The 26835-nt window shown below is 28.8% G+C and carries 21 protein-coding genes and 2 pseudogenes; 7 read left to right on the plus strand and 16 right to left on the minus strand.

Going from position 1 to position 26835, the window contains the following annotated elements; translation table 11 throughout:
• Positions 1–58 precede the first annotated feature (58 nt).
• The 6 genes from FYJ26_RS02710 to FYJ26_RS02735 form a co-directional block, all read right to left on the minus strand.
• Positions 59–2311: a metallophosphoesterase family protein gene (locus FYJ26_RS02710; RefSeq protein ID WP_154539368.1), complete on the minus strand. Its 2253-nt coding sequence runs from the start codon at positions 2309–2311 to the stop codon at positions 59–61.
• Between the two features lie 149 nt (positions 2312–2460).
• Positions 2461–3168 carry an ABC transporter ATP-binding protein gene (locus FYJ26_RS02715; RefSeq protein WP_154539370.1) on the minus strand — a complete coding sequence of 236 codons (708 nt, stop codon included), beginning with the start codon at positions 3166–3168 and terminating at the stop codon, positions 2461–2463.
• A complete protein-coding gene (locus tag FYJ26_RS02720) occupies positions 3161–3952 on the minus strand; it encodes an ABC transporter ATP-binding protein (protein WP_154539372.1) in 792 nt (263 codons plus the stop codon). The genes FYJ26_RS02715 and FYJ26_RS02720 overlap by 8 nt, the downstream gene beginning before the upstream one ends.
• Positions 3942–4928, minus strand: coding sequence for a branched-chain amino acid ABC transporter permease (locus FYJ26_RS02725; RefSeq protein ID WP_154539374.1), 987 nt, complete (start codon positions 4926–4928; stop codon positions 3942–3944). Before FYJ26_RS02725 ends, FYJ26_RS02720 begins: the two co-directional genes overlap by 11 nt.
• Before the next feature lies 1 nt (position 4929).
• On the minus strand, positions 4930–5817 hold the full coding sequence (locus tag FYJ26_RS02730; protein WP_154539376.1) for a branched-chain amino acid ABC transporter permease: 888 nt from the start codon (positions 5815–5817) through the stop codon (positions 4930–4932).
• A 54-nt stretch (positions 5818–5871) separates the two neighbouring features.
• On the minus strand, positions 5872–7041 hold the full coding sequence (locus FYJ26_RS02735; RefSeq protein WP_154539378.1) for an ABC transporter substrate-binding protein: 1170 nt from the start codon (positions 7039–7041) through the stop codon (positions 5872–5874).
• A gap of 352 nt (positions 7042–7393) precedes the next feature.
• Here FYJ26_RS02735 and FYJ26_RS02740 point away from each other — a divergent pair, with 352 nt between their 5' ends.
• A complete protein-coding gene (locus FYJ26_RS02740) occupies positions 7394–9226 on the plus strand; it encodes an acyltransferase family protein (protein ID WP_154539380.1) in 1833 nt (610 codons plus the stop codon).
• Positions 9227–9270: 44 nt separating this feature from the next.
• Here the strand turns inward: FYJ26_RS02740 and FYJ26_RS02745 are convergent, their stop codons facing one another.
• The 3 genes from FYJ26_RS02745 to FYJ26_RS02755 are packed head-to-tail and all read right to left on the minus strand — an operon-like array spanning position 9271 to position 13326.
• Positions 9271–11130, minus strand: a complete 1860-nt coding sequence (locus tag FYJ26_RS02745; protein WP_154539382.1) for an ABC transporter ATP-binding protein — start codon at positions 11128–11130, stop codon at positions 9271–9273.
• On the minus strand, positions 11123–12886 hold the full coding sequence (locus FYJ26_RS02750) for an ABC transporter ATP-binding protein (RefSeq protein WP_154539384.1): 1764 nt from the start codon (positions 12884–12886) through the stop codon (positions 11123–11125). Before FYJ26_RS02750 ends, FYJ26_RS02745 begins: the two co-directional genes overlap by 8 nt.
• The gene (locus tag FYJ26_RS02755; RefSeq protein ID WP_154539386.1) at positions 12883–13326 is read right to left on the minus strand and encodes a MarR family winged helix-turn-helix transcriptional regulator; all 444 of its coding nucleotides are present in this window, start codon (positions 13324–13326) and stop codon (positions 12883–12885) included. Before FYJ26_RS02755 ends, FYJ26_RS02750 begins: the two co-directional genes overlap by 4 nt.
• Positions 13327–13427: 101 nt before the next feature.
• On the opposite strand from FYJ26_RS02755, the gene FYJ26_RS02760 reads away from it, so the two are divergent.
• From FYJ26_RS02760 to FYJ26_RS02775, 4 genes and pseudogenes are all read left to right on the plus strand, one after another.
• Complete coding sequence (locus tag FYJ26_RS02760; protein WP_154539388.1) at positions 13428–14339, plus strand: AAA family ATPase; 912 nt, start codon at positions 13428–13430, stop codon at positions 14337–14339.
• Positions 14317–16056 (plus strand): VWA domain-containing protein, encoded by a 1740-nt coding sequence (locus tag FYJ26_RS02765; RefSeq protein WP_229771200.1) that lies wholly within the window; start codon positions 14317–14319, stop codon positions 16054–16056. The genes FYJ26_RS02760 and FYJ26_RS02765 overlap by 23 nt, the downstream gene beginning before the upstream one ends.
• A gap of 333 nt (positions 16057–16389) precedes the next feature.
• Positions 16390–16848, plus strand: a pseudogene (locus tag FYJ26_RS02770) (DDE-type integrase/transposase/recombinase); the annotation flags it as partial.
• Between the two features lie 12 nt (positions 16849–16860).
• A pseudogene (locus tag FYJ26_RS02775) lies at positions 16861–17102 on the plus strand (transposase); the annotation flags it as partial.
• Between the two features lie 118 nt (positions 17103–17220).
• Here the strand turns inward: FYJ26_RS02775 and murJ are convergent.
• The 6 genes from murJ to ispE all read right to left on the minus strand — a co-directional run bounded on the left by murJ (position 17221) and on the right by ispE (position 24809).
• Entirely contained in the window at positions 17221–18747 is a 1527-nt protein-coding gene (gene murJ, locus FYJ26_RS02785) for a murein biosynthesis integral membrane protein MurJ (protein ID WP_154539394.1), read from the minus strand.
• Between the two features lie 115 nt (positions 18748–18862).
• Positions 18863–19861: a M15 family metallopeptidase gene (locus FYJ26_RS02790; RefSeq protein ID WP_154539396.1), complete on the minus strand. Its 999-nt coding sequence runs from the start codon at positions 19859–19861 to the stop codon at positions 18863–18865.
• A 233-nt stretch (positions 19862–20094) separates the two neighbouring features.
• Positions 20095–22266 carry an RNA degradosome polyphosphate kinase gene (locus tag FYJ26_RS02795; protein WP_154539398.1) on the minus strand — a complete coding sequence of 724 codons (2172 nt, stop codon included), beginning with the start codon at positions 22264–22266 and terminating at the stop codon, positions 20095–20097.
• A gap of 4 nt (positions 22267–22270) precedes the next feature.
• Entirely contained in the window at positions 22271–23176 is a 906-nt protein-coding gene (locus FYJ26_RS02800; protein WP_154539400.1) for a Ppx/GppA phosphatase family protein, read from the minus strand.
• A gap of 54 nt (positions 23177–23230) precedes the next feature.
• Entirely contained in the window at positions 23231–23980 is a 750-nt protein-coding gene (murI, locus tag FYJ26_RS02805) for a glutamate racemase (RefSeq protein ID WP_154539402.1), read from the minus strand.
• Positions 23973–24809, minus strand: a complete 837-nt coding sequence (gene ispE / locus FYJ26_RS02810; RefSeq protein WP_154539404.1) for a 4-(cytidine 5'-diphospho)-2-C-methyl-D-erythritol kinase — start codon at positions 24807–24809, stop codon at positions 23973–23975. The genes murI and ispE overlap by 8 nt, the downstream gene beginning before the upstream one ends.
• A 554-nt stretch (positions 24810–25363) precedes the next feature.
• Between ispE and FYJ26_RS02815 the strand changes: the two genes are divergently transcribed.
• Complete coding sequence (locus FYJ26_RS02815) at positions 25364–25651, plus strand: DUF2089 family protein (protein ID WP_154539406.1); 288 nt, start codon at positions 25364–25366, stop codon at positions 25649–25651.
• A complete protein-coding gene (locus tag FYJ26_RS02820) occupies positions 25644–25916 on the plus strand; it encodes a hypothetical protein (RefSeq protein ID WP_154539408.1) in 273 nt (90 codons plus the stop codon). The genes FYJ26_RS02815 and FYJ26_RS02820 overlap by 8 nt, the downstream gene beginning before the upstream one ends.
• Before the next feature lie 485 nt (positions 25917–26401).
• Here the strand turns inward: FYJ26_RS02820 and FYJ26_RS02825 are convergent, their stop codons facing one another.
• Positions 26402–26593 (minus strand): hypothetical protein, encoded by a 192-nt coding sequence (locus FYJ26_RS02825; RefSeq protein WP_154539410.1) that lies wholly within the window; start codon positions 26591–26593, stop codon positions 26402–26404.
• Positions 26594–26835: the final 242 nt, after the last annotated feature.

Raw genomic sequence — 26835 nt, forward strand, 5'->3', positions numbered from 1 at the left:
AAAAAGAAATAAAAAAACAAGTAAAGAAAGACCTGCTAGAGGTCTTCTTACTTAAATGTTATTTTCTTTTACTTTTAGATAAGCCAAGTATTGATATTGAAATTAATCCTAAGATTGAAGATAGGGATGTGACACCTGTTTTTACATTAGAAGATTTAATGAAATTTTTATTTTCAAAGTCTGAGTCTTTTTTAAAGTTCTCTACTTTTGTCTTTTGAGCTTTTATTTCTTTTTTTATAGATACTTCCTTATCTTTTTGGCAATATTTATCTTTAGAATCTTTTACATTCTTATCCACTTTTGAGTCTTTATTGTCTGTATTTTTATTATCTTCTCTTAGAAATTCTACACCTGATAATCTTGTGTTAAGAACTTCTATTGCACTATCAACTTCTTCTTGACTTGCATTCTTATCATTTAATACCTTGATTGCATTTTCAATTGCATAGTTATATGCTCTTATATTCTCCTTATCAAGTAAAAGCTTTTTTCCTTGAATTTTTCTTATATATGCTTCAAGCTTGCTAAAGTTAGTTTTTTCTTTATTATTAGGATTTTTAATATGTTCGTCAGTTTTATTTATTGTGTATGAATCTACTATATTACCATCAGTATCCATTGTTAGAAGTCTAAACTGGTTTTTAGAGAAAGTAAGTTTTGAGAATAATTGACTTCTATCATCTAAAGATCTTTGAACAAACCATTGATCTTCTCCAATAGGATTGTAAAATTTTGCTCCTGCTGATGCAGACATTGTTAAAAACAGTGTTCCCCTAGGATCTGTAACTTCATTAGAACCATAATCTAAACTTATTCCATCAACCACTACTTTACCATTATCATAGATATAGTTATTATACGTTTTTGTGAAGTTATCTTTAATACCTGCATTAGGATCATTTTTGTGTGTTCCATAAGCTTTTTCAAAATCTAGGGCCTGTTCACCTGCAAGCATATGACCACTTCTTACATAAATATGATCATGTCCATTCAATACTAGATCTATATTGTTATTATTAAATATTTTTACTAGCTCACTTCTTCTTTGAAGTATGTCATCATCTGAGGTGTGGGTTGCTGTGGAGTATGGAGCATGATGGAAGGATACAACTTTCCACGAGAAGTTTGAACCTCTTTTTTCTTCGGCATTTTTTATTGCTTTTTCAATAAATTTAGAATGGATATTTGAATCTCTTTCATTTGAATTTATATTTAAGAAAAGAGTATCTCCATAGCTATACCAATAATCTCCAGGTATGTATGTTCTTGTTCCATCTTCATTTTCATATGAAATTGATCCAAGTTCTGATTCATTTGGAAGATAAAAATGATCAGAAAATACAGTATTTTGTAAGCTTGTATCATTCTTATCAATGTAAGTTTCATGATTTCCAACTACTGATGAGAATATTTTTTCTCTAAATAGGTCATTATCAAAGAAGTAATCATATTCTCCTTCATATCCTGCAATCTCAACATTATCACCCATTGATAAAAAAAAGTGTGGGTCAAGCTTTCTTGCAATCTCTATTGTCTTAGCAAAGTCGATTTTATCTTGATCTACCTTAGCTTGGGTATTTTTATTAAGTCCTTTAGAATCCCATACACTATCACCAGAACCTATTTGTGGATCTCCAATTAAAACCATGGAGAATTCATTATCATTTCCTAAAGCTTTAGTTTTTAGTGTTTTCTTTTCAGTTTTATAATTATCATTTTTTATATAATATTCATAATTTTCACCTGGTTTTATATCTAAAAGAACTGTATAAGTAGAGTAACCATTAGAGTCCCCTGTCTTTCTTGCCCTTTCAGGTTTGTATTCTTTTCCATTAAAGTAAAGTCTTGAACTATCCCTTATCTCTGACTTGCCAAACCAAGTTACTGCAACTTTATTTTCATTTTCACCTGGATTTATAACTACGTTTTTAACAGGAGTATCTATGGCTTTAAGCTTATTATTAGCATATTCACCATTCTTTTTACCATATTCTCCCTTAGTTTCATCTAGTTTAGCCTTAACATTTTTATCAATATTTACTACATTCTTATCTTCACCAAAAGTTTCCCTTTCAGTTTCAGTAGCCCTATTGAATTTATTTGTTCCATCGGATTCTCTTGTATCTTTTTCATTTTTTGGATATGTAACTTCATCATCTTTTGGAATATCAGCTATATTTTTTTCTACAACTTCTTTAGTTTCTTGACCTTCTACATCTGTAATATTAGCTGCTTGGACATTTGAAGTTGGTAGAACTATACTACTTGTACTTGCAATAATTAAAGCTAAGATTAACTTATTTTTTTTCATAAATAACCTCCTATTTCTTATCTATCATTACTATAAAACAAGTTTGTAAAGTTTATTATATAATTGTGTAATTATTCTGTTTGAATTATCAAGATATTTTGTTTAAATTAAAGAAAAAAATATAAGAGTCTAAAATAAGACTCCTATAATTATATTCCCAAATATGCACTTCTAACGCTTGGGTCGTTTTTTAAGTTTTCTGCCTTATCTTCTTTTACTATCCTACCAGTTTCAAGTACATAGGCCCTGTCTGATATGTCGAGAGCAAGGTTAGCATTTTGCTCAACTAATAATATTGTAGAGCCTTCTTCTTTTAAAATCTTTATAGTTTCAAATATTTTTTCAACGTATAGGGGTGAAAGACCCATAGAAGGCTCATCTAACAATAAAAGTTTAGGATTTGTCATTATAGCTCTCGCCATGGCAAGCATTTGTTGCTCACCTCCTGATAAGGTACCTGCTTTTTGATTTTTTCTATCCTCCAAAACAGGAAAAAGTTCATATATTCTCTCTATCTTTTCATTTTTTTCTTTATCTGATATTTTTGTTGCAACAGAGCCTAAATTTATATTATCAAGGACAGAAAGATTTGAAAATACCCTTCTTCCTTCAGGAACTTGGGCTATACCAAGTCTTGTAACCTTATAAGCCTTGGCATTTGTTATGTCAGAATTTTCAAAAATTACTTTTCCACTTCTTTTATCTAATAGGGAAGAAATAGCTTGAAGTGTTGTTGTCTTTCCTGCACCATTAGCACCTATAAGTGATACAACCTCTGCATTATTAACCTTTAAAGATACATCTTTTATAGCATGGATATTTCCATAATATACATTTAAATTTTCTACTTTAAGCATTATCTCCTCCATAACCTGAACCAAGATAGGCACTTACTACTTCCTCTTTTTTAACAACTTCCCTAGGATTACCTTCTGCGATTACTATTCCATGATTTAACACCAGTAGTCTTTCACATATTCCTAATACAAGTTTCATATCATGTTCGATTAAAACTATAGCAAGTTTATACTTATCTCTTATCATTCTTATAGTATCCATTAAAGCTTCAGTTTCTATAGCATTCATACCTGCAGCTGGTTCATCTAAGAGCAAAAGTTTAGGATTTGTTGCAATAGCCCTTGCTATTTCAAGCTTTCTTTGAGCTCCATATGGGAGGTTGCCTGCACTATCGTTGGCATAGGATTGTAAATCTAGGATTTTTAAGATCTCAAGTGCTCTTTTTGTAGCCTCTCTTTCTTCTTGCCAGTAAGATTTAAGTCTTAGCATACCTGATATAACGTTATATCTCATATCTTGGTTCATAGCAAGCTTTACATTATCTATTACTGAAAGATAATCAAACAACCTTATATTTTGAAAGGTTCTAGAAACTCCTTTTTGGGATACCTTATATACACCAAGTCCCCCCACACTTTCACCATCTAAAAATATCGACCCTTCGGTAGGACTATAAACACCACTTAGCATATTAAACACTGTGGTCTTACCTGCACCATTTGGTCCTATTAATCCTATAAGGTCTCCTTCTTTTACATCAAGGTTAAAACCATTTACTGCTTTAAGTCCTCCAAAAGAGATAGATATATTATCACACTTTAATATTGATTTTCTATTTTCCATCATCTTTCTCCTTCTTTAAAGCTTTTTTTCTTTTTATCTTAGCTAATAGCCTTGATATAGAAAACTCTTCTCTTCCCATCAATCCTTGTGGTCTAAATATCATTACTAAAACAAGTATTACTGAGTAAATTATCATTCTCCAATCAGCAAAGGCTCTTAGAATTTCTGGAACTATAGTAAGTACAATAGTTGATATTATAGAGCCTGTAAAAGAGCCCATACCACCCAAAACTACCATTACTAAGATATCAAAGCTCTTATTATAATTAAATACACCAGCTGCTATAACTCCAGTAGTTTGGGCATATATAGCTCCGGCAACACCCGCAAAAAGTGCTGATAAAGTAAAAGCAAAAGTCTTATATCTTGTAGTATTAACTCCAGAACTTTCGGCTGCAAGTTCGTTATCTTTTATTGCTAATACTGACCTCCCAAACCTAGATGTCATTATAGAGTACATAAAAACTACAGAAAGTACTGTTACAAAAAATACTAAGGCGAAGCTATCGATTGTAGGAATTCCTGTCATACCTTGGGCACCACCAGTTATAGTTAAATTTTCTGCAAGAACCCTTATTATTTCACCAAAGGCGAGAGTTACTATGGCAAGATAATCACCATTTAATCTTAATACTGGTATACCAATTATAAGCGAGAATAAAAAGGCTACAAGGCCTGCAAGAAGAAGCGATATTATAAAACCACCGACTCCTCCTACTAATTCAGTTTTTAAAAATATACCTGCTGTATAGGCTCCTATTGACATAAATCCTGCATGACCAAGGGTAATTTGTCCAAGATTTCCCACTGTTATATTTAATGATATGGAAAGTATTATATTTATACAAAGGAAAAATAATATAGCTTGCCAATATGAGTCTATAACTCCTCCTATAATTAAAGCTTGTATTATTACAAATGTAAGTAAAATTAAAAGAGTTGTTGCTATATACGAAATTTTCTTATTTTTATCCATATTAAACCTTCTCTTTCTCCATAGATCCTAGTATACCTGTTGGTTTTACTATAAGAACTACAATTAATACCATAAAAACAATAGCATCTGCATAGGAGCTTGATAGATAAGCTCTTGTCATTACTTCTATCATTCCTAATATAAAACCACCTATAACCGCTCCAGGAATTGAACCAATCCCTCCTACTACTGCGGCTGTAAAAGCTTTAATTCCTAGCATTGATCCCATAAAAGGAGTTATTTGTGGATAACTTGCTACATAAAGAAGACTTGCAACACCTGCAAGAGCTGAACCTATTGCAAAGGTCATTGTCATAGTGTTATCTACATTTATCCCTACAAGACTTGATGCCTTATAGTCCTCACTTACAGCTAACATACTCTTACCAAGACTTGTTTTTGATACAAATAATTGCAATATAGTAGTTAATATTATTGTAATTATTATAGTAAATACAGTTTGAAATGATAATCTTATACCAAGTAAATTTATACTTTCTTTACTAAAAAGTGATGCCACAGGTCTTGCATTGGCTGTAAAGAACTTTACAAATAAATTCTCCAAAAATAAAGAAACTCCTATAGCTGTTATTAATATGGATATAGAAGATGAGTTTCTCAAAGGTTTATAAGCTATTCTTTCAATCACAACTCCCAATAATGTACATGCAACAATCGCTGGAATTATTGAAAGATAAAGTGGAAGTCCACTTTGAAATAATTTTGTCTGTACTACAAAAAAAATTGTATAGGCTCCAACCATTATGATATCCCCATGGGCGAAGTTTATAAGCTTTGCAACGCCGTAAACCATAGTGTAACCTAAAGCTATAAGAGCATATATAGATCCTAATTGTAGACCATTAAATAACTGGGTTAAAAAATTCATACTTTCTCCTTAAAATTAAGGGCTGTTGCAAAAAATGCAACAGCCTATCAAAATTTAGTTTTCATCAGGGCTAACTGTTGAGTTAAATTTATAAGTCCCATCCTTTATTTCCATCATAGATGCTGATTTGATTGGGTTATTATTTTCGTCAAATTTGAACTTACCTGTTATACCATCAAATTCAATATTTTTAAGCTTTTCTACAACTTTGTCACTTTCGATAGATTGTGCTTCTTCTATAGCTTGTTTTACTAAGTAAATTGTATCATAAGAAAGTGCTGAGAATGATGATGGATCTTCGTTGTTTTTTTCTTTATATTTACTAACAAATTTTTTTGTTCTTTCATCTTCACTATCTAAGGCAAAGTGGTTTGAAAAACATGAACCTTCAACTAAGTTTAGTTGAGACTTATCCATAACACTTATAACCCCATCCCAACCATCGCCACCTATAAATTTAGCGTCAATACCAGCTTCTCTTGCTTGAGGTGCTAAAAGAGCAATCTTTTCATAGTAATCAGGAACCAACAATACTTCAGGTTTTGCACTTGCAATTTTTGTAAGTTGAGCTTTAAAGTCTGTATCATTTTCTCCATAAGACTCATCTGCTACAATTTCAAGATTAAGCTTCTCAGCCTCTTTTTTAAACTCATCTGCTATCCCATTTGAATAATCTGATGATGTATTTCTAAGAATAGCTACCTTTTTAGCTTTTTGATTTTCTGAAGCAAACTTTGCAAGAAGTCTTCCTTGGTAAGGATCTGTAAAACATGTCCTAAAGATGTTTTTCTTATCCTTAGTTATATCTTCTTGTGTACCTGTTGGTGTAATCATTGGTATACCATCTTTTTTAGCAATTTCTGCAACAGCAAGAGCTGGTTTAGATGTTATTGCTCCAACTATTACAGAAACTCCATCACCTTTTAGCTTATTATAAGCCGAAGTCGCATCGGTAATCTCTCCCTTATCATCGTAAGATTTCCATTCTATTTTCTTACCATTGATACCCCCTGCTTCATTTATCTCGTCTATCGCTATTAAAGCTCCCTTTTCTGATGAGTTACCATAATTAGAAACGGGTCCTGTTTGAGGAATAATTGCCCCTATTTTTATAGTATCAGAATCTTCACTAGTACTTTTAGAATCATTTGATCCACTTGAACATCCCGCAAGTGCAAATATCGATGCAAATGCCAATGCCATTAATTTTTTTGATTTTCCCATTTTTTCTTCCTCCATAATATTTATTCTTTTAATAAGTATAAATACAAATAAAAATTTATAATAATAATTATGGCATAATTTTGAATATCTGTCAAATCTTTTTTATATTTTCCTATAAATCATTTATTTTTAGGATTTTATAACTTATATTATCTTCTTGTTTCAATATTTAAATATATACAGCTTATATTCAATGAATTTTTATAATATATTATAGAATATACTTTTGTTTTTTTGATTATTTATACTTAAACTGAATATTTGATTCTAATTTGTTACAAGTGTTACAATATCTCTCTATATCTTGCTATTTATCTAACTAAATATTATAATGATACACATGGGGGAAATAATGAATAAAATTAAATATATTGATTCATTCACTTTTCTAAGAGCTATTTTTATTATTGCAATTTCAATTTTCCACACCAGAGTTCATTCACTAAGTGGCGGTTTTATTGCAGTGAATAGCTTTTTTGTATTGAGTGGATTTTTAATAATGCTTAAGTTGGAAAGTTTGAGAGGAAATGAGTTAAAAGATTACATAAGATATATCAAAAAAAGATTAAAATCCTTAATGCCAGCCTTGTACTTTGTTTTGATAGTATCATTATTAGTTTCCTTAATTTTTTCGAAAACTGTTTTTCATGATTCTATAAAATCAAGCATACCGAGTGCTCTTTCATTCCAAAATATATATCAAATACTAGTAGGAGGATCCTATTTTAAGCAAAATGGATACTTTTCAATGTTTACTCACTTTTGGTATATATCTATGCAAATTCAATTTATAGTGATTTTTACCTTGGTAAGCTATTTGATTAGAAAGTTTAGTAAAAACAAAAGATTATGCATACTCTCATTTTTAAGTCTTTGTAGTATGCTTTTAATGATTTATTTTTCTTATGATAAAGGTAATATATCAAGGGTTTATTATGGAACAGACACTAGAATTTATGCGTTTCTCTTAGGTGCTATAGTATACCTTCTTAAAGATAAATTTATAAACTTAAGTCTTTTGTTAAAAGATAAAAAAGAAACCCTCTATTATTTTATAGGTCCAATTCTATTTTTTACCTTTATAGCTTATTTTCTAGTAGATGGAAATTCCATCTATACTTATAGGCTAATAATGCCAGCTTATACAATTTTGCAGGCTATTTTAATTGGAACCTTGTTCTCCTTTGAAACATCAAATATTATTGTAATAAACAAAAGAAAGTTTGGTTTTTTTAGAAGTTTTCTATATTATATAGGACTAAGATCTTATTATATCTATATATGGCAATATGTAATAAATACCTTTATAACATATTTTCTTGCATCCTCAAGAGTCAATGTCATATATTTTTATATTTTGCAAGTAATTATAGTAATAGTATTGTCTGAGCTTACTTATCAGATTTATGAAAAGCTAAAAAATAAAAAATCCTATTTTTTTGTAAGTTTAATAATACTTGCTCTTTTAAATATATCTGCATTTTTTATAGACAATCCTAAAGATAATGATATAAAACAATTAGAGGAGAATATAAGTAAAAACAAAAAAGAAATTAGCAAAAAAAATAAGGACTATAATAAAAACAAGTCTAAGGTAAATTCTAATGATATATCTAATTTAAGTACTGATAATAAACTTAATAATGAAAAAATAAAAAATAAATCATACGATGACTTTAATTTTACTGATTATGAAAAATCTTTCCTAAAAAGTAAGTCTGTGACAGCAGTAGGAGATTCTGTTTTAATAAATATAGATAAATATCTAAGAGAATTTAACCCAAATCTCTACCTTGATGGTGAAGTTGGAAGAGATATGATAGATGGTCCTAAAATTTTGACCAATATAAAAAACAGCACTGGTCTTGGCGATATAGTTTTAATAGCGCTTGGTTCTAATGGTCAACTTGAATATCAAAATTTGGTTGATTTAAAGAAAATATCTGAGCAAAAAAAATTATTTTTTGTAAATACTGTACATAGTCAATCTTGGGAAAGTTCAATTAATAAAGATATTGAAAAATTTTGTAAGGAAAATGATAATGTATATTTGGTTGATTGGTATAAGTATGCTAAACAAAGACCTGAATTGTTTGCAAAAGACTTTGTTCATCCAAATGTAGAAGGTTCTATTGCATACAGAAACTTAATAGAAAGAGCAATTTTAAATGCTTATAGTAAATAAAAAAATACACTTGTTTTTGAAAACAAGTGTATTTTTTATTATCTTTAATCAAGTTCAAGCTTTCCTGTGTATAATTGATAATATGTGCCTTTTTTAGCCATTAAAGAATCATGGTTTCCTCTTTCTATAATTCTACCATTATCCATTACCATTATTACATCAGAGTTTTTTATTGTTGAAAGCCTATGAGCTATAACTATTGATGTAGAACCTGTCATAAGATTATCCATGGCATCTGTTACTATAAGCTCTGTTGCTGAGTCTATTGATGAAGTAGCCTCATCTAAAATTAACATAGATGGCTCATCTACAGCTGCTCTAGATATGGATACTAGTTGATTTTGACCATCCGATAAGGATGACCCATTTCCATGGATTTTTGTATCATAACCATGAGGAAGCCTACAAATAAATGAATCAGCTTTACTCATCCTAGCTGCAGCCTTTATCTCATCATCGTTTGCATCAAGTCTACCATACCTTATATTTTCATAAATAGTATCTGTAAACAAGCTTACATCTTGGAGTACCATCCCAAAAGCTTTTCTTAAGGCGGATTTTTTAATTTGATAAATATCTATATCATCTACCTTTATAGAACCCTTATCTATGTCATAAAATCTTGTTATAACATTGGTTATAGTTGTCTTTCCAGCACCAGTTGAACCAACAAAGGCTATTTTTTCACCTGGATTTGCATAAAAAGTTACATCCTTTAATATCTTATTTTTACCATCATATGAAAAGTCTACATGCTCAAAGTCAATTTTTCCTTCAAGCCTTTTATATTTTATTTCTCCATTAACTATCCTCTTCCAAGCGTAGATTCCTGTAAGGGTATTTTCTTCATGAAAGTTTCCATCTTTATCAATAGTTGCATGAACAAGGTCTATATCTCCATCATCACTTTCAGCTTCCATATCAAGTATTTCAAATATACGATTAGCTCCTGCAATAGCTTGAGCCATAACATTCGCTTGTTGACTTACTGTTGCAATTGGATTTTGTAATTGCCTTACATATGTTAGATATGTAGCAAGTGTGCCTACTGTCATTTGTCCAAGAATTGTTAAAACAGCTCCAACCATACATATTATGGCATAAGATATGTTGATACCATTTTTAAGAAAAGGCATTATCTTCCCCGTTATAGTATTAGCTTGCCAAATAAGCTCTCTTACTCTATCAGCCGTTTTATTGAACCTATCTTTTAAATTTTCTTCAAAGTTAAACACTTTTACAACTTTCTGACCTGAAAGAGTCTCTTCTATAAAACCATTCATCTTTCCAAGTTCAACTTGATTTCTTGAAAATAGTCTTGTTGATTTTGTTATTATCTTTTTTAATATAAAAAGCATAAGACCTATGGTCAAAAGTGTAAGGATTGTAAGCTTAAAGTTTATAACAAACATTATAGCAAAAGTTCCTATAAATAAAAGTAGTGATTGAAGAAGATTTGGGATAGATGATGATAGAGATTGACCTAACATATCTGTATCATTTGTAAACCTTGACATTATTTCCCCATGAGTATTTTGGTCGAAAAATTCTAATTCAAGACTTTGAATTTTCTCAAAAAGTTCATTTCTTATATCTTTTATAGCTTTTTCACTTACCCTAACCATTAACCTTGAAAAAATAAGAGATGTTATAGCAGATATTATGAATAGCCCAACCATCATCAAAACATTTTTCTTAAGTCCATCAATATTTGAATTTAAAATCATCTCGTCAATTGTCGGTTGAAGTAAAGACATACCCAAAATTTGAGTTAGGGTAGAAATTATTACAGATATAATTACCACTATCATTTGCCACTTATAGTTGAAAAGATATTTTAATAATCTTACAATACCACCATTGAAAGAATTCTGATTTCTTGAGGAATTTAATTTATTACTCATTTATATCACTTCCCTTCTGTTGCATATCGTAGGTTTTTCTATAAAATTCACTTTCCTTATAAAGTTCGTCGTGGCTACCTATAGCCTCAATTCTACCTTCTCTCATAACCATAATCCTGTCACAGTGTCTAAATGAAGATACTCTTTGAGAGATTATGATTTTTGTAAGTTTATCAGAATAAGAATTTATTCCTTCAACTATTTGACTTTCAGTCTTTGTGTCTACTGCACTTGTAGAGTTATCTAAGATTAAAACTTTTGGCTTTTTTAAAAGTCCACGTGCTATACAAATTCTTTGTTTTTGTCCACCCGAAACACCTGTTCCACCTTGACCTAAAACTGACTGATATCCATCAGCTCTTTCTTTTATAAAGTCATGGGCGCAAGCAATTCTAGCAACCTTTTCTACTTCTTCAAAACTAGCTTCAGTATCGCCCCACCTAATGTTATCTTCAATCGTTCCTGAGAATAGGGTGTTTTTTTGTAAAACTATATTTACATCATTCCTAAGCTTTTTGATATCGTAATTTTTAACATTAACTCCACCAACTTTAACAACCCCTTCACTAACATCATAAAGTCTCGGTATAAGTTGGACAAGACTTGATTTTGCAGAACCAGTTGGTCCTAAAATACCTATGGACTCTCCCTCTTTTATATGGAGATTTATATTTTCTAAGGCATAATTGTCAGAATCTTCTTTATATTTAAATGATACATTAGAAAAATCAATTGAGCCGTTTTCAACTTCAAGTCCATCAATTTTTTCGTGATTTTTCATATATGGCTCATGTTCTATTACCTCTGCTACACGGACAACTCCTGGACTTGATGCCATCATTTGCATTAAAACCATAGAGATTCCTATAAAGGCAGCTAAAAGCATCATAGCATACATAATAAAACTCATTAACTCTCCTACTTGGATTTTGCCACTAATAATTTCATTACCACCAAACCACACAAGAGATGCCATTGTTCCAAACATTATTATATTTGCAATTGGACCAACATAACTCATTGCACCACTTGCCTTGTCTATTAGCTTATACATGGTAAAGTTTTGTTTTGCAAGTTTTTTAATCTCAAAATCATCTCTAACAAATGACTTTACCACTCTTATATTTGCTAAAGATTCTTGAACAATAAGGTTTAGCTTATCAAATTCTTTTCTAAATTGTTTAAATCCAGGTATAGCCTTCGACATAGTGAAAAATATGGCTATTACTAAAAGTGGCATGGTAACTAAGAATAATAATGATAGCTTAGCTGATACATTTACAGATAAAATTACGGCAACGATACCTGTAACTACAGTCTTAATTATAAATCTTGTTCCTAAAAATACTGAAAATATAATTTGTTGTATATCACTTGTAAGCCTTGTTATTAAAGATGAAGTTTGGAACTCTTCTAAATCCTCAAAACCATATTCTTGGATTTTACCAAATGCGAGCTTTCTTAGGTTTGCACCAAACCCTGAAGATGTTGCAGAAGCATGTTTTGTAGCAACCATACCTGCATACATACAAAATAGTGAAACTAAAATCATAACTGCACCTAAGATAAATGTCATCTTTATATCCGACTTACTTACTGCCATATCAATTATAAATGCCATTATGGTAGGTACAATAAGCTCTAGAATTGTCTCTATTGTTGTTGCAACCATAGAGATCTTGGCATTTTTCTTATACTCTCCAACAGCAGGCATCAAATATTTGAAATTGACAAAAAATTCCTTTAAACTATTCAAATTACCTCCCTATTTACTTCCATTAAAATTTCAGCAAGTTCAGAAAAGTCATCTGCCATCTTCTTTATCTTTTCTTCCCCCAACCTATCATAAAGTTTTGCATTAAATTCGATAAGTGGATTAAGATAATTTCTGGCATATTGTTTTCCTTTTTCTGTCAAAACTAAAATTTTAAGTCTCTTGTCACTTTCATCAGTGACTGTTTTTACATATTCTTTTTCACATAATTCCATAATTATATTATTTATAGTTTGTTTGGCAACAGCCATTTTTTCTACAATCATAGATTGGCTTACACCTTTCTCATAAATTAGGGTTAAAAAAATAGCAGTCTTTATGCCATTAGCATTCATATCTTTGAAGCTTTGGCTTTTTAATCCCTGCACTTTCCTAATTAGAGAAAACAACTTAAAAATATAAAGTGATTTTTGATTTTCCATCTATATCCTTTCTATAATCATATATATTACTATAGTCCTAAAATGGACTTTGTCAATAGCCATGTTGAATTTTTGTTGTATAATAGCACTTGAGGTGAAATATGATAAATTATTTAAAAGAATTAAATATAGATGATAAATTAATAGAAAAAATTATGGATTTTAGAGATAGCAATGATATAGAGGATAAAGATCAAGAAAGGATAAGAAAACCTGAATTTAAATATTATGGTAAAAATATATTAAATAAGGCAATAACTGCAATCTTATCTGGTGAAAATATTCTTTTATCAGGTCCAAAAGCAACAGGTAAAAATATCCTTGCCCAAAATCTTTCCTATATTTTTAACAGACCTTCACGGGATATTTCCTTTCATGTAAATACCGATTATAATTCTCTTATTGGTGCTGATACATTTAAAGATGGAAAAGTAGTGTTTAGAAAAGGACCAGTATATGAATGTGCAATGAAAGGCGGCTTTGGAGTCTTAGATGAGATAAATATGGCAAAAAATGAAGCTATATCGGTTCTTCATGCAACACTTGATCACAGGAGAATTATAGATATTCCTGGTTATGATAAGATTCAACTTCATGACAAGACAAGGTTTATTGCAACAATGAACTATGGTTATGTTGGAACACGCGAGATAAATGAAGCTCTTGCTTCAAGATTTATGGTAATAAATATGCCTAATATTACTAGGGAGAATTTAAAATCTCTACTATTAGACAAATTCCCAAAACTTAAAGAAAAATACCTTAATACTTTTATAGATATATTTGAATCTCTACAAGAAAAAAGCGAAAATTCTGAAATTTCTACTAAGTCTGTAGATTTAAGAGGCCTTATTTCAGCAATAGAAACAATGAGAATTGGTCTTAACCCTTATGATGCCATAGAGATGGGGCTTATCAACAAGTCATTTGATGAATTTGAAAGAGAAATTGTAAGAGATACAATTGATAATAAACTACCAAAAAATATATATGAGAGCGTCTTTAATGACTGATACTTTTGAAAAATTAAGGGCTATGAACGTTATTTGGGATTATGCTGGTGATTATTCAATCTTTCCAAAAAATTACTATCCAATGGATGAAAATTATAAAAATATAATAGAAGGTTTCAAATTTAAAAATTTTAGACTTGACCTATTTTCATCCTTTTTCTCTTATCTTAAAAATGATAATCCATTTTTTGAAGAATTTAAAAATATTAGCCTACTTTTATTAGATGACTTAGCTTTTAGAAAGCTTAAAGAAAGAAATTTAGTGATAGAAGATTTGAGAAAATCTTATGCTAATTTTATCCTCAATAAATATAGATATAAAAAAGAAACTGAAAATGTATTTGAACAGATTGAAAAAGCCTACTATGAAAAAGTATTTGGTAGGACTATAAAAGAGGGAAAAATTGTAAGAGATTTTTATAAAGAGCTTTTTTCAATAAATACTTACAAAAGTCCTGAGATTATAAAAGATTTGGATGTGCTTTTTAAAAAATACTTTTTGTTTGAAAGATTTGAACAATATAATGAACTCTTTGATCAAATGATTGAAGAAGAAAAACCCAAAAATTTTGATAAAGAGGATTTAGATGATTCTGAGATTGAAAAAAATATAAATGACCAATTTGAAATCCAATCTGCAGAATTTAATGGATATATATATTTTGAAGAAAAAAAGAAAGATACTAATAAGGATATCTTTATATTTGAAGGGGATGATAAGAAAAATAAAAGAGAAGATAATTTCATAGAAGATTTTTATGGAAAACTTTCTATAAGTAAGAAAAGACAAGAACTTCTAGAAAGAGAACTTGCTAAAGGAATCCATAAAGGTAAAAAACTATACTTTACAAATGGAGAATACACAGACAGTCCAAATGCTAGATTTAATCAAAAGATTAGAAAAAAACAAAGTGATAAAAATAAAAAATATATAGAAATAAACCTATCTATAAATAATAGAGCTATAAATGAGCTTAAAAGAACTATAGAAAATTCACTTTCTAACTATGAAGAAGATGAGCTTTATAGGAAAAACTATGGACTTCTTGATTCAATAAATGTTTGGAAAGCAGAAATTTTAAATGACTCTAAAATCTTTTTTTCAAATAATAAAGATCCTAAGCCTAAATTTCAAATTGATTTATTAATAGATGGATCAGCTAGCCAAATAAAAAGACAAGAAGTTGTGGCAGATCAAGCTTATATAATTGCAAGTGCTATGGACAAAGTCAACATTCCTATAAGAATCATGTCTTTTTCAACCCTAAGAGACTACACAGTATTTAATCTTTATAGGGACTATAAGGATAAAGGGAAAAATGACAAAATATTTAACTTTTTTGCATCAGGTTCTAATAGAGATGGTTTAGCCTTTAAGACTATTCATAAACTTATTAATGAAAATATGGATGAAAATGTAAGAAAAATTCTTATAATTCTTTCAGACGGTAGACCAAATGATGAAAAACACAATATAAATAATGTAAATGCCAAGATAAAAGATCAATATATAGAAAAAAAGGCTGTAGATGATACTGCAAAAGAAATTAGAAAGCTTAAAAGTGATAGGATAAGTGTCCTTGGTGTTTTTACAGGTGAAGATGAAGATATAGAAAATGCCAAACTAATATATGGAACTGATTTTTGTAGAATTACTAAACTTGAAAATTTTTCAAAAGTTGTATCAATATATATGAAAAATATAATGACAAATTAAAAGACTGAAAAGACGGATTATTTAATCTGAACTGACCCCCAAAAGTTAGACCAAAAAACTAACTAGAGGAGGTCAGTTTTTTAATGGCAAAATACAGTACAGAATTTAAAGTGATGGTCGTAAAAGAGTATCTAAAAAACACAATAGGATACAGTCAATTAGCTAAAAATATAAAATACCACAAGAATGCATAGTAAGGAAATGGGTAAATGCGTACAAATCTCAAGGCTATGAAGGACTAAAATCAAAAAACGAGGAAGACCTTCAAATATGCCTAAAAAAATCAAACTAAGAACGAAGAAAAAAAGATATTAGAAATCAGAAAAAAATCCAAACTATGGATATAGAAGAATAACAGCAATGTTAAAAAGATTAGGATTAATCATAAACAAAAAGAAAGTACAAAGACTAGTACAAAAACTAAAAATACAAGTAAAGAGCTTTTCCAAAAAAACAAGAAAATATTCATTATACAGAGGAACTGTAGGCAAGATAGCAGAAAACAAAATAAAAAGATCTTTTAAAACAAATAAACCATATACACAAATAATAACAGATACAACAGAATTCAAGTATTTAGAAAAGGATAAATCAGGCACATATCAAATAAAGAAACTTTATCTAAATCCATATCTAGACATGTACAACAGCGAGATATTAAGCTACGAAATATCAAAAAATCCAAATCTAGAACCAATATTAAAAGCCCTAGATAAAGCAATAGAAAAAACCAATGAAAACAAAGAAGAGAGAATATTTCATTCAGATCAAAGATGGGCATATCAAGTAAAACAATACACAACCAAATTAAAGTCAAATGGAATAACTCAATCAATGTCAAGAAAAGGCAATTGATTAGACAACTCACCAATGGAAAACTTCTTTGGAATTTTAAAACAAGAAATATATTATGGTAGAAAATTCTATTCATATGAACAATTAAAAGAAACAATAGAAAAATATATTAATATTACAACGAAAAAAGAATAAAAGAGAAATTAGGATATTTAAGTCCAGTAGAATTTAGAAAAAAGAATGCAGCATGAAAATTTTCCTATCCCTAGGGGTAGGAAAGGTAAATAAATACCAGAGTAAGTAAAAACTCAATCTGGTATTTGGTACAACTTTTTGGGTCGCCTTAATCCTTTTTTCAGTCTTTTTTTATTATTTCTTTTTTAAAAATCTATGGTAAATATGGTTTACAAGCTTCATTACCTCTGGAATTCTCGCCAAGAGTATGGTAAATAAATAAAAAATACCAGCTATAATTATGGATATAAATAAACTAATTACATAGCCTAATTTAGGGTTCAAGCTTTTATATAAAAAGTGAGCAATAAGACCCATCATTATAGATAATATTGCAATTTTTATTAATGATCTTAGGCTGGTTTTAAAATTCATAGACCCAAAATTATCTCTAAACTTATAAAATATCATCAAGGCTCCAAGACCTGCAGAAAATGTTGTAGCTAGTGCAAGACCTTCTAATCCAAACACCTTAAGTAAAATGTAGTTAAATATAACATTTATTATTTGTTGAATAACCACAATTATAACTGGAGTCTTGGAATCTCCTACTGCATAAAATCCCTTATCTATTACATCAGATAAGGACTGAAATATTACAAATGGTGCATACATTACAAGCATTGATGCTGTTTTTATAACTGAATCATCATCAAAGGCTCCTCTTTGAAATACCAACCTGATTATAGGTTCAGATAGGCTCATCATTCCAAGAGTTGCTGGAATTACTAAAAGCATAGTCGTAACTATAGCAGATTTTAAATGAATTTTCATATTTCTAATATCTCCACTTTGTCCAAGATTTGAAATAGTTGGAAATATAGATGTGGTCACTGAAACTGTAATAACACCTGTTATAAGAGCAAGTAAGGTTTTTGAAAATCTTAGAAATGATATTGAAGCATTCCCAAAAAAGTAAGATGCCATAGAGTTATCTACTGTAAGAGATATTTCACCTGCAGCTGAAGAAACTATAACCGGAACTGCTATCATTATTAGTGATTTTATATACTTATTATGTATATCTATTTTATTAATATGCCTATATCCATGCTCTCTTGCAGTTTTAGGAAATAATATATATTGTAATGCATTACCGAGAAGACAACCTACAGCAAGAAAATATGGGTTTTTGCTAAGACCACTTACTATAGTAAAAGCTATGATAATTACATTCATTATTATTCCTGTAATTGCTGGAATAAAAAAATTACCCTTTAAATTTAGATATCCCCTAAATACAGCAGAATAAAGGTATGCAAATATCGCAAACATTATTATCCTTGTGAATATAACTGCCATATCTAAAAGGTCACCTTCAAGATCAGGCGAAAATATCTTACAAAATATCCTTGCAAAAATAAAGCCAAATACTACTGCAACAAGTCCAAATATCATAAGTATATTAAAAATATTTGAAGTAAACTCTTCTGCTGCAGCTTCTCCCTCTTCATTTTTAGCCTTGGTATATATGGGTATGAATCCATAAATAATACCACTTGCAACAAAGTTTGCTATAACTACTGGTAGAGTATTTGCTACAGCATAAATCGCTACAACATCCCCTGTACCATAAAAATATGCCATTACAGATTCCCTAGCAAAGCCAAATACTTTGGATAGAATTGTAACTAACATTAACATAAAAGCAGTTTGTCCCATAATTACCTCTCTTTAATTATAAAATTTATTATAATTTAGTATCACTTAGATATTATATCAAATTATAATAATAAATTAAAAATAAGCACAAGAATTCCTTCCTGTGCTTTAATTTTTATTTGATTTTCAAATATTCCTCAAGTGAAAGGTTATTATCATACATATATTTGGCATTTTCTACACCAACATACCTAAAGTGCCAACACCTTTCCTTGTGCTTTGTAATAGACTCTTTTTCTTTTGGATATCTTTCTATAAAACCATACTTATAAGCATTTTCCTTAAGCCACTTATATTCATCTGTATCTTTGAACTTTTCAGAATATTTATTATCCTCATCAGTAAAAAAGTCAAAAGCTGTACCTGTTTGATGTTCACTTGTAAAAGGTAAATCTTTATCTACATGGTCTTGATTATTTAATTTTTCTTCTGTCTCTGGAAGTCTATAATCGGATGCAACTCTTAAATCTAGACCTTCTCTTTGCATATTATTAATCATAGTAGCTAGGGCACTCTTACTTGTAGCATCAAGTCCTGGTCTAAAGTCTTTTGGCAAGGGATTGTTCTCATTTACAAAAACTATTCCCTTTATTACATTTATTTGACTTTCCTCATCTAATTTAGATAATCCATATCTATTTACATAGTAAAAATTGTCACCAACTTTAATTTTAGAAAAAGAGTTTTCAGTTCCATAGTAAGCTACATAATCTCCCTTTTCAATAACTTGGTCAGTTTTTGTAAAATCTTCTGGTTTTTGATAACAATATTGGGTATTTAAAGCTCTTACAAATGATTTTTGAACATTTTCATATCCATCATTTTCAATTTTAAGCCCATCTTTTACTTCAACTTTCTCAAAGCCAAGTGGTGTTGCTATTTGAGTTTTAGTTTCTTTCTTTTTTTCAATCTCATCTTTCTTATTTGCTTGTGCTGTTCTATTTTCAACACTTCTTCTTATTGGAATTTCTGTTTTATCAGAGTTTAAATCTATGTTAAAGGCAGCGGTTAAAAGTCCTATGCCTATTCCTACTTTTATTATCTTATTTTTTAGTCTTTTCTTTTTTTCTCTTCTTTTTTTGCGTCTTAAATCTCTAATGCTTTTATTAGCCATTCTTTTATCTTCCTTACATTTATTTCAATATAATAAAAATTTACATCTAAAGGGAAATTTTTAAATAAACTATAAATATATTTCAATTTATAAGTAAAATTCATTTAAAAATTTATTAAATATTTCTTCAAATCTATTATAACACAAGTAAGAATAAATATATAGACTATAATCATATTTTATCGAATATTTTTTTAAAATTTAAGCCGCTATTGAAATAGCAGCTTTTATAGTTATTTAAATAAATGTTTCAATCTATCAAAAAAGTTATTTTTCTTATTTTTAGAATTTTTGAATTTATTATGATTTATATTATTTGGAATTATTCTGGATTCCTTAACCTTATTTTTTTCTCTAGCTCTTTTTATGGAAATTTCTATGAATTTTTCTTGAGCAATAAGGCCTATTTTTTTCTCAACCTTTTTATACTCACCTTTAGAGTTCATCATCCTAGTCTTTACATCGTCTGCAAACATTATATCCATAAATTCAAGTATTCTCTTTTTTATATCTTTTTGATAAATAGGGCAAGCAACTTCCATCCTATTTCTTATATTTCTTGTCATGAAATCAGCAGATGATATAAACAATTTACAATTATCACTTTTCCCAAATTGATATACTCTGTGATGTTCTAAAAATCTTCCTACTATTTGATGAACATTAACATTTTCTGTTCTATTTTTAATTCCTGGTAAAATACAAGTAATTCCTCTGATTAAAAGATCAATTTTAACCCCTTCGTTTGAGGCTTCAGATAATTTATCTATAAGTTTTCTATCTGATATAGAATTCATCTTAAGTCTTATATAGCCATCTTTTGTTTCTTTTTGCCTTTTAATTTGCTCATTTATTAACTCATCTAGTCTTTCTTGCATAGGCTTTGGAGAAACTAAAAGATGCTTATAATTTCCTTCAAGGTTTCCAATCATTATATTGTCAAAGACTTCCTTAACATCTATGCCAATTTCTTTATTTGATGTCATAAAAGAAAAGTCAGTATAAAGCTTGGCAGTTTTTTCGTTGTAATTGCCTGTTGCAACTTGGGATGTATAATTTATCTTATCATTCTTAATCCTTGTTATAAGGCAAACTTTAGAATGACACTTATAATCATCAAAACCATATACAATCTTACAACCAGCATTCTCAAGTCTAGATGACCATATTATATTGTTATTTTCATCAAATCTTGCCCTAAGTTCCATTAGAACAAATACTTCTTTACCATTTTCAGCTGCCCTTATTAAGGCCTTAGCAATTTCTGAATCTTTTGCTATCCTATATAAGGTTATTTTAATAGATATAACTGATTCATCTTCACTTGCTTCATTTAAAAGTCTTATTACTGAATCCATTGACTCATAGGGGTAAGATAAGAGTATGTCTTTTTCATCTATTTGATCAATCATTGGCCTATTCTTATCTACCATAAAGGATTCTTGTGGAGAAAATCTATTATATGAGCATTTATCAATAAGACTTTGAGGCATATCTTCTAGCATATCATAAATAAATCCTGCCCTCATGGGAGATGATGTGATAAAAACACTTTCTTTCTTAAGAGATAATTTTTCTAAAAGTAGATTAAATACCTCTTCTTCTATCTGTTCATCTAATTCAAGTCTTACAGGTTGAAGTCTTTTGCGCCTTTTAAGCACATCTTTCATATAAGACCTATAATCAAGATCTACATCATAATCATCATCGTCATAGGAAATATCTGCATTTCTTGTAACTGACATTATGTGTTTAGATTGGCACTTATAATTATCAAATACATTTTCTCCAAACTCTTTAATTATATCCTCAAGTAATACAATTGATGTTTGGCTTACCTTAAGATATCTATCAATCTTATCTGGTACGTAAATTATTCCAAAGTAATTCCTATCTTTTTTGTTGAGTCTTTCCTTGACTAGGTTAAAAATAACATTTATTGATAGGTTTGGTAGTCTTGGAAATGGCCTTACCCTATCTACCACTTGAAAATTTAAGATGGGCTCTATTTTTGAATCAAAATAGAATCTTGCTGTATCATAGTCTTTTTTATCAAGGTCTGATACCTTGCTAATAAAGATTCCCTCACTCTTAAAGTCATTAATAATCCTTTTATAGACTTCATCTTTTTTTTGATATAATCTTTTACATTCAATCATTATAGCTTCAAGTTGCTTTTCAGGTGTCATATTTGACTTATTGTCAACAGCTTTTTTCTTGAGTCTGGTCAAATCTTCTAAAGATCCTACTCTTACCATAAAAAACTCTTCTAAATTTGTATCAAAAATTGAATAAAACTTAAGCCTTTCAAAAAGTTCAACCTCTTTATCGTCTGCTTCATCTAAAACTCTCTCATTAAATTTAAGCCATGATAATTCTCTATTTTGAGTAAAAGATATATCCATAAAATTATTCCTTTCTTAAAACTTTGCTATATACATACCCCTCTCTTACACCTGTTTGGCTAATATTTATAATGTCTGAATCAAAGTACTTAGCAATCTTATTAAGTATAATCATTCCTGGTATAAGAGTATGAACTCTATCAGCTTTTACAGATAAAATCAAATTTAAAAGTTTCTTACTATCATAATCTATAATATCCTTAGTCATATCTTTAAGCTTTTTTCTATCCATACTTGAATTAGACTTATCTAAATTATAATATTCATTATAAAGTTTAAGGCTAGCTCTTGCTGATCCACCTACACCACAAAGTGTATCATGATATTCCTTATAAAACTTATTTTCAACTAAAGAATTTTCAATTTCTGCTTCTATATTCTTCATATCCCTTTTATTAGGAAATAAAAAATCTACATAATCATTATAGGCTGAAAGTGAACCTGTATTTAAAGAAGTTGATTTGATAACCTTTCCTTGTTCAATAATCACAACTTCACTAGAACCACCACCAATATCAGTTAAAACTCCCTTATCAATAGCAAGGGATGAGTTGGCACCAATAAAGGCAAGCTTTGATTCTTCTTCACCAGATATAATTTCTATTTCAAAACCAATCTCATCTTTTACCTTTTGTAAAATCTCAGTCCTATTTGAAGAATTTCTAATTGTAGCTGTAGCAAATGGATAAACATTGTCAATCTCATCAAAATTATTAATAAGTAACTTAAATTCATTTAAAGTTTGAAGAAGCCTTTCTACTCCTTTATCATTTAACTTTCCATTTTCTATATATGACCTTAGACTTGCTCCCTCTTTTTCATTAAAAAGATTATAAATTTTGCCATTTCGTTCCTTATAAACAGAAAGCCTAATTGTATTTGATCCTATATCTATAACTGCATATATCATATATATTCCCCTTTTTATTTAATTTAAATTCATGTAAAATCTATGTAATATTTTTTAAATATTGGCTTGTTTTACACTTATGTCCATATTCATAATTTTTTGAACCATCTTTTCAGTTACATCATTTGCATCAGTCATATAAATCTCTATATTTGTATCTTTGCTTTCCTTGAATTTAATATTTTCACTAAGAACCTTAGCAGGATCAATTATATTTGCTTCATATAACAAGTTTTTTCTAATCTGGTCTTCAATAATTGGATAGTGAGTACAAGCCAAAATTATATTCTCTGTTTTTTTCTCATTAGCAAGCTTTAAGTAATTTTTTAGATCTCTATCAAGCTTCTCACCTTCTATATAACCGCTTTCTATATAATCTACTAATTTTTTACAAGCTACTTCATAAACTTTTTTATTTGAATTTTCCTCAATTTTTTCTTTATAAAAATGCCTTTCACAAGTAGCTTTTGTTGCCATTACAAAAACATCACCATCGACATTTAAAGCCTCTTTTACACCTGCTTCAGATATAGATATGAATTTTTTATTAAAATATTTTTTTAAGTCATCTAGGGCAAGAACAGACATAGTATTACAAGCAACTATAAAAAAATCTATATCTTTCTTATCTAAAAATTTAACAATTTTTTTAGATAAGTCTTTAATTTCTTTTCTAGTCCTATTACCATATGGAATATTTTTATTGTCTCCAAGATAGTAATAGTTTGCCCTTTTTTCCTTTACTAACTCTCTAAGTACTGTAAGACCACCAAGTCCCGAGTCAAAAACTCCTATATTAGTCATCTATTAAACTCACCCTTTCTACAAATTTATACTTATTTATTAGATTTTCATATGCCTTACTAATATCATCTTCATCAAAAAATATAGCAAAAATACTTGCACCACTCCCACTTAGAAGAGCTTTTTCACATTTAAAATTATAAAGACTATCTCTTATTTCTCTAAGATGAGGATATGCTTCATACACCACATCTTCCATGACATTTTCAAATTTTTTTACAACAGATTTTCGAGAATTTTCGAGACCCTTTATAAGTTTAATATTATCAATTGTGCCATAATCTTTAAGCCTATCGTAAACAAACTTAGATGATATTTGAGTCCCATCATTTATAAGAAGTATTTTCATATCAAGATTTATATCAAATGGAGTCAAAATCTCACCAATACCTTGAGCTCTTGCTGACTTTTTTAAAAAGAAAAAAGGTATATCTGCACCAAGTTTTTTTCCTAAATTAAATAAACCCTCCATGGATAAATTTAGATTCCATAAGTCGTTTAAAGCCATTAAAGTTTCTGCACAATTGGTTGAACCTCCTGCAAGACCCGCTGCTATGGGTATATTTTTTTCAAGTACAATATCAAGACCTGGATCTTCTACCTTGTCCTTAAGTAAATCCCAAGCCTTATATATAAGATTATCACTAATATTATCTAATTCTTTTTTATTTGTTTTAATATTTAACTTTCCATTTTTATTTTTATTTATTATTAACTTATCATATAAACTAATCCTTGTCATAATGCTATCAATCTCATGATAACCATCCTCTCTTTTGTAAAGAGAATCAAGGCTTAAGTTAATTTTAGCATAACATTTTCTTTCCATAATTACCTCATTACAATTATACCACAAGGATTTTCCAATAAAAACTTGATTATTTAGCTAATCAGCATGTAAAAAACGTATTAAAGAAAATTTAGTAAAAATCAGAATTTATTTAGATATTGCTTAAACGATAAGAAAGATAAAAACCGCATTGTCATATTCAACTAATAATGTTACATTAAAGGAATATAAAAAACAGAAAGAAAAATCAAAAAATATATTCTTTATGAAAATAATTAGAAAATAAATTTAAAAAATGGCAATTACAAAACGCCAAAAATATAAAATAATAAATCTACTTCGCCACAAAAAGAAAATTTAATAGGAGTTTTTGAAAATCTTATCCTTAAATAATAGAGAAAATCATATTGAAAGCTACAAAATTTTTAAAGAGAAAAAGAAACTTATACAATTAAATATTAGAACTACAATAAGGAGAATATGAAATACAAAAAAATAAAATATTAATTAAATAAAATTTAAAAATATAGCAAAAACTTGAATTATTTTTAAAATATGATATAATAAATAAAACAAAAAGGAGTGATAAGATTATGAAAAATGATTGGATATTTAATCTTGATGACAATGAGATATCCTTTATAAAGCAATTTATTTTAGAATCAGGTTCATTGAAGAGTATAGCGAAGTATTATGATACTTCTTATCACATTATTAGAAATAATCTCAATCAGCTAATTGAAAAAATAGAGCTTATGGAAACAGATGAAGATCCATATATTAAATTTATCAAATCTTTAGCATTACAGGATAAATATGATTATGACACAACAAAAAAGTTAATTGATAAATATAGGGAAAGGAGTCAAGAAAATGAATAAAGAATTATTGATACTTGTTATAATTTTTGGAGTTATATTTGCAGGACTTGAGATTCAACTTGTAAAAAAGAAGAAAATGAACAGATGGATTTTGCCAATTATTGTTTGGACTATTTCTATTATAGTTGCAATTCCATATTCTCTAACATTAGTAGCATTCCCATCATTATTACAAGCGCTTATGATAATTTGTTTTTACATTGAGGATTGTTTTTTTATCAGAAAAAATACCGCTGCTGATAAAATGAAAATAAAGAATTTGTAATAGCATAAATTTAACGTTGCAACTGATTTTGTGATTAAAAAACTTAATCCAAATGAGTCTAACAGTAAATCAAAAAAGGTTTACTGTTTTTTTATTTGTTTAAAAACTTAAAAGATGAAACATGAAAGAAATACCGCAAAACATTCAATTATGGATATTAAAAAGACAAAATATAGTGTAAACCTATACTATCCTTTAAAAATTAAAATATAACAACTACAGAAAGGTTCTGAAAACAATGGCAAGTCACAAATAAGACAGCCTATAAACATTTAAAATAAGCTATCTTGCAAAAAATGGCGCGGCATTGAGGATTCTCATAAACTAAATTCTATATAACCATATATAGCTTTATATATAGAAAAATGAATATTTAATTAAAACCGTTAAAACCATATTACCATATATAATATTAAATAACGTAACAACAATCGTAACACGTAACAAAAAGACAATAGTAAAATATAGGGAGCAAACAAGCTCCCTCATTTATTTAATATTTTTCTTCTTTCCTCTAACAATTCAATTAAATCATCTAGATCTTTCTCATCTGAATATTCATTAATAAATCTTTTAGCCTGAGACCTTAATTGATAGATTTTATTCTTCTCTTTGTTTTTTTCTCTCCATCTTTCATTGGCTTTTCTTTGTGCTTCACTTGTTTTATTCTCTGACATAATACCTCCTAGAAATATACTTTTTTAATCAAGATAACAATTAATATAAATATAATGAAATTAATTGTACTTTCAACTGTAGGCTTTACTAGTTTGCATTCAAATTTGAACTTCATAATTTCATAAGTATAATGATTGTGAATAGTCAAAGGCTTAAGAGCCTTTAACTATTTCTAGTTCAATTTGGAAAATAAAGATTGTAATGGTAATTTTCAAAGTCTTTATTTTCCATTTTTTTAATT

The sequence above is a fragment of the Anaerococcus porci genome (genome assembly GCF_009696575.1).
GTDB classification, from domain to species: Bacteria; Bacillota; Clostridia; order Tissierellales; family Peptoniphilaceae; genus Anaerococcus; species Anaerococcus porci.

Excerpts from the sequence above, each read along its gene's own strand:
- FYJ26_RS02710 (WP_154539368.1), bottom strand. The coding sequence starts at position 2,311 with ATGAAAAAAAATAAGTTAATCTTAGCTTTAATTATTGCAAGTACAAGT.
- FYJ26_RS02715 (WP_154539370.1), bottom strand. The coding sequence starts at position 3,168 with ATGCTTAAAGTAGAAAATTTAAATGTATATTATGGAAATATCCATGCT.
- FYJ26_RS02720 (WP_154539372.1), bottom strand. The coding sequence starts at position 3,952 with ATGGAAAATAGAAAATCAATATTAAAGTGTGATAATATATCTATCTCT.
- FYJ26_RS02725 (WP_154539374.1), bottom strand. The coding sequence starts at position 4,928 with ATGGATAAAAATAAGAAAATTTCGTATATAGCAACAACTCTTTTAATT.
- FYJ26_RS02730 (WP_154539376.1), bottom strand. The coding sequence starts at position 5,817 with ATGAATTTTTTAACCCAGTTATTTAATGGTCTACAATTAGGATCTATA.
- FYJ26_RS02735 (WP_154539378.1), bottom strand. The coding sequence starts at position 7,041 with ATGGGAAAATCAAAAAAATTAATGGCATTGGCATTTGCATCGATATTT.
- FYJ26_RS02740 (WP_154539380.1), top strand. The coding sequence starts at position 7,394 with ATGAATAAAATTAAATATATTGATTCATTCACTTTTCTAAGAGCTATT.
- FYJ26_RS02745 (WP_154539382.1), bottom strand. The coding sequence starts at position 11,130 with ATGAGTAATAAATTAAATTCCTCAAGAAATCAGAATTCTTTCAATGGT.
- FYJ26_RS02755 (WP_154539386.1), bottom strand. The coding sequence starts at position 13,326 with ATGGAAAATCAAAAATCACTTTATATTTTTAAGTTGTTTTCTCTAATT.
- FYJ26_RS02760 (WP_154539388.1), top strand. The coding sequence starts at position 13,428 with ATGATAAATTATTTAAAAGAATTAAATATAGATGATAAATTAATAGAA.
- FYJ26_RS02765 (WP_229771200.1), top strand. The coding sequence starts at position 14,317 with ATGAGAGCGTCTTTAATGACTGATACTTTTGAAAAATTAAGGGCTATG.
- murJ (WP_154539394.1), bottom strand. The coding sequence starts at position 18,747 with ATGGGACAAACTGCTTTTATGTTAATGTTAGTTACAATTCTATCCAAA.
- FYJ26_RS02790 (WP_154539396.1), bottom strand. The coding sequence starts at position 19,861 with ATGGCTAATAAAAGCATTAGAGATTTAAGACGCAAAAAAAGAAGAGAA.
- FYJ26_RS02795 (WP_154539398.1), bottom strand. The coding sequence starts at position 22,266 with ATGGATATATCTTTTACTCAAAATAGAGAATTATCATGGCTTAAATTT.
- FYJ26_RS02800 (WP_154539400.1), bottom strand. The coding sequence starts at position 23,176 with ATGATATATGCAGTTATAGATATAGGATCAAATACAATTAGGCTTTCT.
- murI (WP_154539402.1), bottom strand. The coding sequence starts at position 23,980 with ATGACTAATATAGGAGTTTTTGACTCGGGACTTGGTGGTCTTACAGTA.
- ispE (WP_154539404.1), bottom strand. The coding sequence starts at position 24,809 with ATGGAAAGAAAATGTTATGCTAAAATTAACTTAAGCCTTGATTCTCTT.
- FYJ26_RS02815 (WP_154539406.1), top strand. The coding sequence starts at position 25,364 with ATGAAAAATGATTGGATATTTAATCTTGATGACAATGAGATATCCTTT.
- FYJ26_RS02820 (WP_154539408.1), top strand. The coding sequence starts at position 25,644 with ATGAATAAAGAATTATTGATACTTGTTATAATTTTTGGAGTTATATTT.
- FYJ26_RS02825 (WP_154539410.1), bottom strand. The coding sequence starts at position 26,593 with ATGTCAGAGAATAAAACAAGTGAAGCACAAAGAAAAGCCAATGAAAGA.